An 11,812-nucleotide genomic window follows, 5' to 3' on the forward strand; every position below is an offset into this window, starting at 1 on the left:
CTGCGGCAACGTCCCGCCAGGCGGCGCGATCCCACCCGATCTTCGGCAACGAGCTTCGGACTCGGGACACTAACCCGCGACGACGCCGTGGTGGCGGCCGACGAGGTCGGCGAGCCAGCGCGTCAGCAGGCGGTCGTCGTCGGTGAGCTCGGGGTGGAATGTCGCCGCCCAGATCGGGCCCTGGCGCACGAGCACCGGGTCGCCGCGGTGGCGGGCGAGGACGCAGACGCCGTCGCCGACGCGGGTGATGCGCGGCGCTCGGATGAAGACGCCGTGCAGGCCGGCGAGGTCGGGCGTGGTCTCGAGCGGCGCGGCGAACGAGTCGACCTGGGTGCCGTAGCTGTTGCGCTCGATGGTCACGTCGAGCGCGCCGAACGAGCGCTGCGCCGGGTTGGTCACCTCGCGCGCCAGCAGGATGGCGCCGGCGCAGGTCCCGAGCACCGGCTTGCCGGTGCGCAGGAAGGCGGCGAGCGGCGCCTCCATGCCGTCGCGTGCCAGGCCGTGCAGCATCGCCGTCGACTCGCCGCCCGGCAGCACCAGCGCGTCGACGACGGCGAGGTCGCCCGGCCGCCGCACCCACGCCGTGCGCACGCCGAGGCGGGCGAGCGCACGGGCGTGGGCGGCGAAGTCGCCCTGGACCGCGAGGATGCCGGTCGTCACCATCCGCGGCCCGCCAGCCGTTGCGCCTCGGGGATGGCGTCCATCGCCAGGCCCGGCATCGGCGCCCCGAGCCCGCGCGAGGCGTCGAGCACGGCCTTCGGGTCTTCCCAGTGCGTGACGGCGCGCACGATCGCCTTCGCCCGCGTCATCGGATCCTCGGCCTTGAAGATGCCCGAGCCGACGAACACGGCCTCGGCGCCGAGCGCCATGCACAGCGCCGCGTCGGCCGGCGTGGCGACGCCGCCCGCGGCGAATACCGGCACCGGCAGCTTGCCCGCCTCGGCCACCTGCGCCACCAGCTCGAGCGGCGCCTGCAGCGTCTTCGCGTGCGCGGCCCACTCGTCGCGCGACGCCGACGCGAGCGCGCGCAGCTCGCGCCGCAGCTGGCGGAGATGGCGGACCGCCTCGACGATGTTGCCGGTGCCGGCCTCGCCCTTCGAGCGGATCATCGCCGCGCCCTCGCCGATGCGCCGCAGCGCCTCGCCGAGCCCGCGGCAGCCGCACACGAACGGCGCGCGGAAGGCGCGCTTGTCGACGTGGTGCTCGTCGTCGGCCGGCGTCAGCACCTCGCTCTCATCGATGAAGTCGACGCCGAGCGCCTCCAGCAGCTGCGCCTCCGCGAAGTGGCCGATGCGGCACTTGGCCATGACCGGGATCGACACCGCGGCGCGCACCTCCTCGATCTTCTCGATGGCGCACATGCGGGCGACGCCGCCCTCGCGACGGATGTCGGCGGGCACGCGCTCGAGTGCCATCACGGCGGCGGCCCCGGCCTCCTCGGCGATGCGGGCCTGGTCGGCGTCGACGACGTCGAGGATGACGCCGCCCTTCAGCATCTCGGCCAGGGCGACCTTCAGGCGGAAGGGCTCGTTCTCGGCGGTCATGGGTATGCTCTCCTCGGTTGGGTTTCAGACGTGGACGGTGAGGCCCTCGGCGGGCGGGGTGGCGCGCCCGCGGGCGCGGGGCAGGGCGGCGCGTGCGACCTCGCCGAGCGCGCGGATGCCGCGCTCGAGATCGGCCGGGCCGGCCGCGGCGATGGACAGACGCAGCGCCGACGAGCGGCGGCCGTCGGCGAAGAACGGGCCGCCGGGCGTGTAGACGACGCCGGCCTGCTTGGCCGCGGGCAGCAGCGCCGACGAGTCGAGCGCCTCGGGCAGCGTCACCCAGAGCGCGAGGCCGCCGTCGGGGCGGGTGAAGCTCGATCCCTTCGGCAGGTGCCGCTCGAGCGCCGCGCGCGCGGCCTCGTGTCGGCGGCGCAGCTCGACCTGGATGCGGCGCAGGTGCTTGTCGTACTCGCCCTCGGCGATCAGCCGGGCCAGCGCCGCCTGGAGCGGCGCGCTGCCGGAGAGGTCGCTCGCGCGCTTCAGCGCGATGACGGCGCGTGCGATCGGCGGCGGCGCCACGATCCATCCGACGCGCACCCCGGGGAACAGCGCCTTCGAGAACGTGCCGATCGCGACCACGCGACCGCTCGGATCCAGCGCGCGCAGCGACGGCTCGGGCCGTCCCGCCATGCGCAGGTCGAGCTGGAAGTCGTCCTCGAGCACCGGCACGCCGTAGCGCGCCGACAGCGCCAGCAGGCGGCGGCGGTGCTCGAGGCCGGTCGTGAGGCCGGTCGGATTCTGGAACGTCGGCATGGTGTAGACGAGCCGCGCCCCGCTGCGGGCGAGGAGGCCTTCGAGCGCGTCGAGGTCGAGCCCGGCGGCGTCCATCGGGACCGGGACGGCGCGCAGCCCGAGCGCGGCGAGCGTCGCGAGCGCGCCGGGGTAGGTGGGTGACTCGACGGCGACGGCGTCGCCCGGGTCGCAGAACGCGCGTACGCCGAGCGACAGCGCCTGCGTCGAGCCGCTCGTGACGACGACGTCGTCGACGTCGGCCTCGATGCCGGCGCGCGCGAGCCGCGCGACGAGCGTGCGGCGCAGGCCGTCGTGGCCGCGCGGGTCGCCGTAGTCGAGGAGCGCGCGGCCGTCGCGGCCGAGCACGTGCGCGAGCGCCCGGCGAAACGGCTCGACCGGGTAGAGCGACGGGTCGGGGACCAGGCGCTCGAGGTGCACTGCGCCCGCCGGGGCCGTGTAGTCGACGGCCGGCAGGCCCGCGGTCGCGACCGCGGCGCGCGAGAGCAGCGGCAGGAACGGGCGCTGCACGACGGCGCCGTCGGCGGGCGGCGCCGCGGCGCCGCTCGGCCGCTCGACGACGAAGGTGCCGCGCCCCACGCCCGAGGTGGTGAGCCCGAGGGTCTCGAGCTCGCGGTACGCGGCGGCGACCGTCTCGCGGTTGACGTTGAGCTCGCTCGCGAGCTGGCGGATCGGGGGCAGCCGGGCACCGGCGGGCAGCCGGCCCGACTCCACGGCGCGCCGGAGGTAGTCCACGATCTGACGGAACACCGGCCGCGCGCCGCCCCGCTCCAGCGGAATCAGCACGCCGGAGCCTTAGCCCGGTCGAAATGGCCCGGTCAATTGGGGCAATCCCCGCCGGGAATGGCCCGGTATTGTCCTGGTTGGAGGCGGCGCGCTCATCCGACGAGCACCATCGCGTCTGCCGGCCAGGGGCTCGCGCCGGCGGACGGCGAGCGCACGACGCGCGCAAACCTCGGTGCGCCCTCGCGCGATCCGCAGCTCGGCGCGAGGTCACGCCGCCGTACGGCGCGCAGCTCCTCGCGGAGCGGGTCCGCGCCGTGCGCCGGGGATCGGCTGCGCTGCGCCCCGCCGATTCTTGCACTCCGGCCGGGGGGCATCGTAGCTTCCGCCGACCATGGTCGGAATCACCGCGTACGGCGCCTACGTCCCGATGCTGCGTCTCTCCCTGTCCGCCATCGGCGGCGGTGCGCCGAAGCCCGGCGGCCCGGAGAAGGCGGTCGCGAACTGGGACGAGGACGCCGTCACGATGGCGGTCGCCGCCGCCACCGACGCGCTGCGCGGGATCGATCGGAGCACCGTCGACGCCGTGCTCTTCGCGTCCACGTCCTACGCCTTCAAGGAGAAGCAGGGCGCGGCGATCGTCGCCAAGGCGCTCGACCTCCGGCGCGACGTCTACACCGCCGACCTCGGCGACACGCTGCGCGCCGGCACCAACGCCCTGCGGGCGGCCTACGACATGGTGAAGGCCGGCTCGGCGAAGCGCGTGCTGGTGACCGTCGGCGAGACCCGCATGGCGGCGCCGCGCACCGGGCTCGAGGCCGCCATCGGCGACGGCGCCGCCGCCTTCCTCGTCGGTGACGAGGGTGTGGCGCTCGCGATCACCGCCGCGCACTCGATCAGCGACGAGATCATCGACGTCTGGCGTACCGAGGGCGACCCCTTCGTGCACGCCTGGGAGGACCGCTTCGTCGTCGACCACGGCTATCGCACCTGCGTGAAGGAGGCGGTCACGGGCCTCCTCCAGAAGGCGGGCCTGACGCCGAAGAGCGTCACCCGCGCCGTCTTCTACGGCCCCGACGCGCGTTCGCTCGGCACCGTCGCGAAGGAATGCGGGCTCGACCCGAAGACCCAGCTCGCGGATCCGCTCTTCGGCAAGGTCGGCAACTGCGGCGCCGCGTTCGCGCCGCTGCTGCTCGCGTCGGCGCTGGCGCAGACGAAGGCCGGCGAGACGCTGCTGCTCGCGAGCTACGGCGACGGCGCCGACGCCTTCGTGCTCGAGGCCACGCCGCAGGTCGAGCGCCTCGAGGGTCAGCGCGGCGTCGCCTGGCACCTCGCGCGCCGCGGCGAGTTCCGCAGCTACGACATGTACCTCCGCTTCCGCCAGCTGCTGGCCACCGAGCACGACCGCCGCGCCGGCGCCGGCCTCTCGGCAACCAAGCACTTCCGCGACCGCGACTCCGACGTCACGCTCCTCGCCCAGAAGTGCACGCAGTGCGGCCAGGCGCAGTTCCCGCGCCAGCGCGTCTGCTTCCAGTGCTACGCCAAGGACGCCTTCGAGCCGATCCGCCTCTCGGACCGCGTCGGCACGGTGAAGTCGTTCACCTTCGACAACTTCGCCGGCAGCCCCAATCCGCCGCTGGTCGCCGGCATCGTCGACGTCGAGGGCGCCCGCCTGTACCTCCAGATGACCGACGTCGATCCGAAGGAGGTGAAGCTCGGCATGCCCGTCGAGCTGACCTTCCGGAAGATCCACGAGGCCGGCGGGACGCCGAACTACTTCTGGAAGTCGACGCCGCTGCGGTGAGCAAACCCGCGCTGCGCCTTGCACTTTCCGGACCCCGGTCGTAGCCTCCCGCCCGCCATGAAGCCTGACGCCATCCGGGACAAGGTCGCGATCGTCGGTATGGGCTGCTCCAAGTTCGGCGAGAACTGGGACAAGGACCCGCAGGACATGATCGTCGAGGCCGCGTTCGAGGCCTACGCCGACGCGAAGATCGAGGATCCGCAGCGGCAGATCGAGGCGGTCTTCTGCGGGGCGCAGTACCCGTCGAAGGGCACGGCCGAGGTGGCGGACGCGCTCAAGCTCTACGACCGGCCCGTCAGCATGGTGGTGAACTACTGCGCCACCGGCACCGACGCCTTCCGCTACGGCGTCTTCGCGGTCGCGTCGGGCATGTACGACACGGTGCTGGTCGTCGGCTTCGACAAGCCGAAGGACCGCGGCGTCTCGGGGCCGAGCGTCGCGGTCACCGGCGTGCGCGGTCTCCCGGCGACGCCCGCCGGCTGGTTCTCGCTCTGCGCCGCGCAGTACTTCCAGACCTACGGCGCCGGCCGCGAGGACCTCGCCAGGATCGCCGTCAAGAACCACCACAACGGCACGCTCGCGCCGAAGTCGATGCTGAAGCGGGAGATCACGGTCGAAGACGCCCTGGGCGCGCGCATGATCTCCTGGCCCTTCGGCCTCTACGACTGCGCCGCGCAGTCCGACGGCGCCGCCGCGGCGATCATCACCAGCCGCGAGCTCGCGAAGTCCTACCGCGACGACTTCGTCCTCGTGCGCGGCATCGGCATCGCGCTGTCGCCGAACCCGCAGGAGGATCCGGCCTTCGACTTCCTGCGCTGGCGCGCGAGCGAGATGGCCGCGAAGCAGGTCTACGCGCAGGCGGGCATCACCAACCCGCGCAAGGAGATCGACGTCGCCCAGGTGCACGACTGCTTCACGCTGACCGAGCTGCTCGCCTACGAGGATCTCGGCTTCTGCGAGAAGGGCTCCGCGAAGGAGCACATCCAGAGCGGCACCTTCGCGCTCGACGGCGAGCTGCCGGTCAACACCGACGGCGGTCTCAAGACGTTCGGTCACCCGACGGGGGCCACCGGCGTCCGCATGATCTACGAGAACTACAAGCAGCTGCAGGGCAAGGCCGAGAAGCGTCAGGTGAAGAACGCGACGGTGGGCCTGTCGCACAACATCGGCGGCGCGCCGCAGGCGTGCGGCATCTGCATCGTCGCGATGCCCTGAACGGGCGTCGCGCCCGCCGTCGGTTGTGACGGCGGTGGCCGCCATCTAGATCGGGCGGTCACGCATGCGCGCGCCCTCGCTTCCCCGGGCCGGCTCCGGTCCCGTCTCGCTCGCCGAGGAGCTGGCCGGCGCCCCGTGGCCCGCCCGGGCGCGCGCCACCTGGGGCCTCGCGTGGCCGGTCATCCTGGCCTTCTCGCTCGAGTCGATCGTCGGGCTGATCGACGCCCTGCTCGTGGGGCGGCTCGGGGCCAATGCCACGGCCGCGGTCGGGCTCGGCGTCCAGATGCTGTCGGCGATGAACCTCGCCATGTTCGCCGTCGGCACCGGGGCGCTGGCGATCGTCGCGCGGCACGTGGGGGCGGGCGAGCGCGCCGCGGCCGAAGCGGCGGTCGGACAGTCGCTGCTGGCGGCGGCGGGGCTCGGGCTCGCGACCGCGGCGGTCGTCGTCCCGTGTGCGCCGCTGCTGATCGGCCTCTTCCGCATCGAGCCGGGCGTCGCGGCGGAGGCGGTGCCGTTCATCCGCCTGCTGATGCTGGGGCTGGCGCCGTCGGCGGTGGTGTTCACGGTGTCGGCGAGCCTGCGGGCGGCGGGCGACACGCGCACGCCGCTGCTCATCGGCGCGGTCGTCGGCCTCACCAACGTCGTTCTCGCCTGGGGCCTCATCTTCGGGCACTTCGGCCTGCCGGCGCTCGGCGTGCGCGGTGCGGGTCTGGCGACGGCGTCGGCGTTCACGGTCGGCGCGGCGCTCGGGGTGGGGCTTCTCCTGCGCGGCCGGCTCGCGCTCGCCGTGCACTGGCGCTCGCTGCGGCCGCGGCCGGCGATCGTCGGCCGCGTGCTGCGCGTCGGCTACCCGGCGGCGATCGAGCACGCGATCATGCAGGCCGGGTTCCTCGCCTACATGGCCTTCGCGGCGCACTACGGCACCGGCGCGGTGGCGGCCTACTTCATCGGCGTGCGCGTCCTGGCGCTGGCCTTCCTGCCCGGGCTCGGGTTCGGCGCCGCCGCCGGTGCGCTCGTCGGCCAGTCGCTCGGCGCGCGTCGCGCCGACGACGCCACGCGCGACGGCTGGATGGCCGTGTGGCTGTCGATGGCCTTCATGACGACGGGCGGCCTCGTGCTGTTCGCGGTGGCGCGCCCGGTGGCGCAGCTCTTCGTCGACGACGCCGCGGTGGTCGACGCCGCCGTGCCCTTCATCCAGGTGCTGGCGCTCGTGCACCCGCTCATGGCCATCGACTTCACGCTGAGCGGCGCGCTGCGCGGCGCCGGCGACACGCGCTTCCCGCTGCTGGTGGCGCTGCTCGGCTTCTACGTCGGGCGCCTCGGCGCGTCGTACGTCGTGACCTTCGTGCTCGGCCTGCCGATCCTGTGGCTGTGGCTGACCCTCGTCCTCGACTACATCGTGCGCGCGAGCCTCAAGAGCTGGCGCTTCCGCTCCGGCGCCTGGCAGCGCATGCGGGTGTGAGTCGCCCTTGAGGCGGCCGCGGCCCGCGTGCTAGCCGGCAGCCCGTGCGCGCGCGCCTCCATCGGCTCCTCGGTCCGGACGGCAACTGCTTCGACGTCGCGATCGACCACGGTGTCTTCAACGAGCCGACGTTCCTCGGCGGCATCGCCGACATGCCGCGGGCCGTCGCCGCGATCGTCGCCGCGGGGCCCGACGCCATCCAGCTGACCCCCGGCCAGGCGCCGCTGCTCCAGAACGTCCCGGGCAGGACCAAGCCGGCGCTCGTGCTGCGCACCGACGTCGCCAACGTCTACGGCACGACGCTGCCGCGCGCGCTCTTCTGCGAGCCGATGACCGACGCGGTCGAGCAGGCCGTGCGGCTCGACGCCGCCGCCGTCGTCGTGAACCTGCTGTTGCTGCCCGACCAGCCCGAGCTGCACCGGCAGTGCGTGCGCAACGTGGTCGCGCTGAAGCCGGTCTGCGAGCGCTTCGGCATGCCGCTCATGGTCGAGCCGATCGCCATGAAGCTGCCGTCGGCGCAGGGCGGGTATGCGGTCGACGGCGACGTCGCGAAGATCGTGCCGCTCGTGCGTCAGGCGGTCGAGCTCGGCGCCGACCTCATCAAGGCCGATCCGCCGGACGAGCCCGCCGACCTCGCGCGCGTCCTCGAGGTCGCGGGGGCGGTGCCGGTGCTCGTGCGCGGCGGCGGCAAGGCGGACGAGGCGGAGATCCTGCGCCGCACCCACGCCGTCATGCGCGCCGGCGCCCGCGGCATCGTCTACGGTCGCAACGTCATCCAGCACCCGAACCCGACCGCCATGACCCGGGCCTTCATGGCCATCGTCCACGACGGCGCCACGCCCGAGCAGGCGCTCGCGATCCTCCGGGGGAGCCATGCGTAGGCTCGTCCTGCTGGTCCTGGTCCTGCCAGTCGCCATCTTCGGCGCCTTCATCGGCGCGCTGCTGCTGGCGTCCGAGACGGTGGGCGAGGTCGTCGTCGTGCACAGCAGGGCCGCCGACGGCGGCGAGAAGGCGACGCGCCTGTGGATCGCAGAGGACGACGCCGGCACCCTCTGGCTGCGCGGCAAGGACGGCTCGCCGTGGCTCGTCCACATCGCGACCAACCCGGTGATCCAGGTGGATCGCGGCGACGGCTCGACGGTTCCGATGCGGGCGACGGCGGTGGACGATCCCGCCACCCGCGAGAAGGTGCACGCGCTCATGCAGCGCGACTACGGCGCGGTCGACTCGGTGATCGCGGCGATGCGGGACCCCGACACCTCGGTGCCCGTCCGGCTCGAGCCGGCCTCGTAGGGCGCGGCGTGAGCCAGCCCGTCCTGGGCGGCGCCGCGTCCGCGAAGCTCGCGAGGCCGACGGCTACGCCGTCGTCGCCGCCCGCGAAACGCATGCGGTGAGGCTGGACGCGGTGCGGCGCGTCCGATAGCCCGAGGGCATGCTGCGTGCCCTCGACGTCGCGACCTCGGTCGGCGCCTCCGCGGCGCGCGTCTTCACCGGCGCCTGGGTCGGCCCGCTCGGCCCGCGCCCCGCGCGTCCTCTCGAGCTCTACGAGTTCGAGGCCTGCCCGTTCTGTCGCAAGGTGCGCGAAGCGCTCTCGATCCTCGATCTCGAGGCCTTCGTCTATCCCTGCCCGAAGGGCGGCTCGCGCTACCGCGACGAGGTGGTGCGCTGGGGCGGCAGGGCGATGTTCCCATGGTTCCACGACCCGAACACCGGCGTGCGGATGTACGAGTCGAGCGACATCGTCCAGTACCTCTTCGCCAAGTACGGCACCGGCTCGGTACCGCTGCTGCTGCGCCTCGGCCCGCTGACGGTCGCACAGTCGAGCCTGGCGTCCGCCTGGCGTCCGCTGCGCGGCGCGCGCGCCGTCGCCTCGAAGCGCCCGATCCATCCCCTCGAGCTGTGGAGCTTCGAGGCGTCGCCGTTCTGTCGTCTCGCCCGTGAAGCCCTGTGCGAGCTCGAGCTGCCGTACCTGCTCCACAACGTCGCCCACGGCAGCCCGTCGCGCGAGGCGTTCGTCGCCCGCTCGGGCAAGATGCAGGTGCCGTACCTGTACGATCCGAACACCGGGAAGGAGATGTTCGAGAGCGCGGGCATCGTGGCGTACCTGCGCGGGACGTACGCGGCGGGCTGACCGGGCGGGTGCCTCGCTCGGATCGCGTCGCCGCCGCCCCACCGCACGGACCACATACGCACCGCCGTGCGCACAGGGGCGGCATTCCCCCCGGCGCGTGCGCCGGGAAGCGCCGGGTGCGCAGTGCCGTGCGGAAGTGCTTTGACCGGGCCGACCGGCGCGTGGTACCCGCGCGCGGATGGAACGGGCCGTCGTCATGACCGGGCTCGGCGGCCAGGGGATCCAGCTGGCGGCCAAGCTGCTGGCCGAGGCGGCGATGCTCGAGGGCCGCGAGGTCATGATGTTCGGCATCTTCATGGGCATGATCCGCGGCGGGTCGAGCGAGTCGACGGTCGTGATCGGGGACCGGCCGATCGAGACGCCGCCCATCGTGCCGAGCGCCTGGGCCGTGCTCGCGATGCACGGCGACGGGCTGGCGAAGCTGGGGCCGAAGCTGGAGCCCGGCGGCATCGTCTGCACGAACCGGAGCCTCGTGACGTCGCCGCCGGCGTGGCCAGGGGTGCGCCAGGTGGACGTCGCGGCGACCGACCTCGCCAAGGAGATGGGGCAGCCGCTCGGCGCGAGCATGATCGCGCTCGGCGCCTTCGTGCGCGCCACCGGCATCGTCGGCCTCGAGGCGCTCGGGCGCGCGCTCGACACCGTGCTGCCGCCGCACCGGCGCAAGCACGCCGAGGCCAACCGGCGGTGTCTCGAGCGCGGTGCGGATGCCGTGGCGGCGCCGGCCGGCGAGACCGCCTGGACCTGAGCCCGGTGGCGGCGAAGAAGACGGGCGCCCAGCCGGCGAAGAAGTCGGCGAAGTCGGGGCCGGCGAAGCAGGCGGGGAGCGGCGACAATCGCTTCCTGCGCGACATCGTCCAGGTCTTCGGCGGCAACGTCGCGATGATGATCATCGGCGTCGGCACGGGCGCGATCACCGCGCGCGCCCTGGGCCCGCACGATCGCGGTCTCTTCCAGCTCCTCGTGCTGCTGCCGGTGACGCTCGGCAACTTCGCCAAGCTCGGCATCCCGCAGGCGAGCGTCTACTTCATGCGCCGCCGCGGCGCCTCGGCGTCGCAGGTGGCGTCGAACGCGTTCTGGGCGGCGCTGGTCATGGGCACGCTCATGGCGATCGCCTGCTGGTTCGGGCGCGACTGGATCCAGGAGCGGCTCCTCAAGGATGCGCCGCGCGACGTGCTGCTGCCGATCCTGATGCTGATCCCGGCGATCCTGCTCCAGACCTACTTCCTCGGCATCGCGCAGGCGCAGCAGCGCTTCCACGAGTACAACATCCAGCAGGTCGTCCCGAACCTGCTCGCCCTGGTCGGCATGTTCGTCGTGCTGCTGGTGCTCGACCTCGGGCTGATCGGCGCGGTGCTCACCCACGTCGCGATCAACCTCTTCATGACGGTGTGGCTCGCGCTGCGCATCCATCGCGTGGCGCCGCTGCGCTGGCGCGTCGACACCACGCTCGCGCGCGACATGCTGGGCTTCGGCGGCAAGTCCTACGTGCAGACGCTGGCGGCGACGCAGCACCAGAAGATCGACCAGTACCTGATCGGCTACCTGCTGACGCCGGACCAGGTCGGCCTGTACGCCATCGCCGTCAACATGACGAACATCCTCACCCGCATCTGGGAGGCGACGGGCACCGTGCTGTTCCCGCGGCTCGCCGCGTCCGACGACCGCACCGCCCATGCGGCGACGGCGCGCGTCGCCCGGCACACGGTGTTCATCACGGTGGTGGGGGCGCTCGGCCTGCTCGTCGCCGGGCCGATCGTCATTCCGCTGATCTACGGCCGGGACTTCGCGGGCGCCGTGCCGGCGTTGCTCTGGCTCCTGCCCAGCCTCGTGATGATGGCGCTCTACCAGATACTGACGCGCAACTTCACCAGCCGCGGCAAGCAGGAGATCAACATCATCGCCGCGGTGCTCGCCCTCGTCCTGAACGTCGGCTGCAACCTGTGGCTCATCCCGCGCTACGGCATCGTCGGCGCCGCGATCGCGAACAACATCTCGTACTCGGTCGCCGCGATCCTCCTGCTCGTCGCCTTCGTGCGCGAATCCGGCCACGGGCTCGCCGAGGCGACCGTCCTGCGCGGGAACGAGGTGCGCGCCATGCTCCAGCGCATCCAGCGCCTCGGTCTCCAGCTCGTCGGCCGCGCCGGCGCCTGACGCGACGCGCAGACCGCGCGCGCGTTGTGTCC

Annotated in this window: 11 protein-coding genes; 8 read left to right on the forward strand and 3 right to left on the reverse strand. The window is 73.3% G+C overall.

Annotation, left to right across the window (positions count from 1 at the left end; all coding sequences use genetic code 11):
• Nucleotides 1-69: 69 nt before the first annotated feature.
• The 3 genes from pdxT to KIT14_06625 are packed head-to-tail and all read right to left on the reverse strand — an operon-like array spanning nt 70 to nt 3,080.
• Nucleotides 70-663 (reverse strand): pyridoxal 5'-phosphate synthase glutaminase subunit PdxT, encoded by a 594-nt coding sequence (gene pdxT / locus KIT14_06615; protein ID MCW5890209.1) that lies wholly within the window; start codon nt 661-663, stop codon nt 70-72.
• Nucleotides 657-1,544: a pyridoxal 5'-phosphate synthase lyase subunit PdxS gene (gene pdxS / locus KIT14_06620; GenBank protein MCW5890210.1), complete on the reverse strand. Its 888-nt coding sequence runs from the start codon at nt 1,542-1,544 to the stop codon at nt 657-659. Before pdxS ends, pdxT begins: the two co-directional genes overlap by 7 nt.
• Before the next feature lie 24 nt (nt 1,545-1,568).
• Nucleotides 1,569-3,080: a PLP-dependent aminotransferase family protein gene (locus KIT14_06625; protein ID MCW5890211.1), complete on the reverse strand. Its 1,512-nt coding sequence runs from the start codon at nt 3,078-3,080 to the stop codon at nt 1,569-1,571.
• Between the two features lie 331 nt (nt 3,081-3,411).
• Between KIT14_06625 and KIT14_06630 the strand changes: the two genes are divergently transcribed.
• The 8 genes from KIT14_06630 (at nt 3,412) to KIT14_06665 (ending at nt 11,780) form a co-directional block, all read left to right on the forward strand.
• Entirely contained in the window at nt 3,412-4,821 is a 1,410-nt protein-coding gene (locus KIT14_06630; GenBank protein ID MCW5890212.1) for an OB-fold domain-containing protein, read from the forward strand.
• 57 nt (nt 4,822-4,878) lie between these two features.
• Nucleotides 4,879-6,036 carry an acetyl-CoA acetyltransferase gene (locus tag KIT14_06635; GenBank protein MCW5890213.1) on the forward strand — a complete coding sequence of 386 codons (1,158 nt, stop codon included), beginning with the start codon at nt 4,879-4,881 and terminating at the stop codon, nt 6,034-6,036.
• 64 nt (nt 6,037-6,100) lie between these two features.
• Nucleotides 6,101-7,498 carry an MATE family efflux transporter gene (locus KIT14_06640; protein MCW5890214.1) on the forward strand — a complete coding sequence of 466 codons (1,398 nt, stop codon included), beginning with the start codon at nt 6,101-6,103 and terminating at the stop codon, nt 7,496-7,498.
• A 44-nt stretch (nt 7,499-7,542) separates the two neighbouring features.
• Nucleotides 7,543-8,379 carry an aldolase gene (locus KIT14_06645; GenBank protein ID MCW5890215.1) on the forward strand — a complete coding sequence of 279 codons (837 nt, stop codon included), beginning with the start codon at nt 7,543-7,545 and terminating at the stop codon, nt 8,377-8,379.
• Nucleotides 8,372-8,791 carry a hypothetical protein gene (locus KIT14_06650; GenBank protein MCW5890216.1) on the forward strand — a complete coding sequence of 140 codons (420 nt, stop codon included), beginning with the start codon at nt 8,372-8,374 and terminating at the stop codon, nt 8,789-8,791. Before KIT14_06645 ends, KIT14_06650 begins: the two co-directional genes overlap by 8 nt.
• Before the next feature lie 139 nt (nt 8,792-8,930).
• Nucleotides 8,931-9,629 carry a glutathione S-transferase N-terminal domain-containing protein gene (locus KIT14_06655; GenBank protein MCW5890217.1) on the forward strand — a complete coding sequence of 233 codons (699 nt, stop codon included), beginning with the start codon at nt 8,931-8,933 and terminating at the stop codon, nt 9,627-9,629.
• Nucleotides 9,630-9,807: 178 nt separating this feature from the next.
• Nucleotides 9,808-10,374 (forward strand): 2-oxoacid:acceptor oxidoreductase family protein, encoded by a 567-nt coding sequence (locus KIT14_06660; protein ID MCW5890218.1) that lies wholly within the window; start codon nt 9,808-9,810, stop codon nt 10,372-10,374.
• A gap of 5 nt (nt 10,375-10,379) precedes the next feature.
• Nucleotides 10,380-11,780: a flippase gene (locus KIT14_06665; GenBank protein MCW5890219.1), complete on the forward strand. Its 1,401-nt coding sequence runs from the start codon at nt 10,380-10,382 to the stop codon at nt 11,778-11,780.
• Nucleotides 11,781-11,812: the final 32 nt, after the last annotated feature.

Source organism: bacterium (assembly GCA_026129405.1).
In the GTDB taxonomy this organism is placed as follows: Bacteria; Desulfobacterota; Binatia; order DP-6; family DP-6; genus JAHCID01.

Bases quoted from the DNA above. Each gene is read 5' to 3' on its own strand.
- pdxT (MCW5890209.1), bottom strand. From the start codon at position 663: ATGGTGACGACCGGCATCCTCGCGGTCCAGGGCGACTTCGCCGCCCAC.
- pdxS (MCW5890210.1), bottom strand. From the start codon at position 1,544: ATGACCGCCGAGAACGAGCCCTTCCGCCTGAAGGTCGCCCTGGCCGAG.
- KIT14_06630 (MCW5890212.1), top strand. From the start codon at position 3,412: ATGGTCGGAATCACCGCGTACGGCGCCTACGTCCCGATGCTGCGTCTC.
- KIT14_06635 (MCW5890213.1), top strand. From the start codon at position 4,879: ATGAAGCCTGACGCCATCCGGGACAAGGTCGCGATCGTCGGTATGGGC.
- KIT14_06640 (MCW5890214.1), top strand. From the start codon at position 6,101: ATGCGCGCGCCCTCGCTTCCCCGGGCCGGCTCCGGTCCCGTCTCGCTC.
- KIT14_06650 (MCW5890216.1), top strand. From the start codon at position 8,372: ATGCGTAGGCTCGTCCTGCTGGTCCTGGTCCTGCCAGTCGCCATCTTC.
- KIT14_06655 (MCW5890217.1), top strand. From the start codon at position 8,931: ATGCTGCGTGCCCTCGACGTCGCGACCTCGGTCGGCGCCTCCGCGGCG.
- KIT14_06660 (MCW5890218.1), top strand. From the start codon at position 9,808: ATGGAACGGGCCGTCGTCATGACCGGGCTCGGCGGCCAGGGGATCCAG.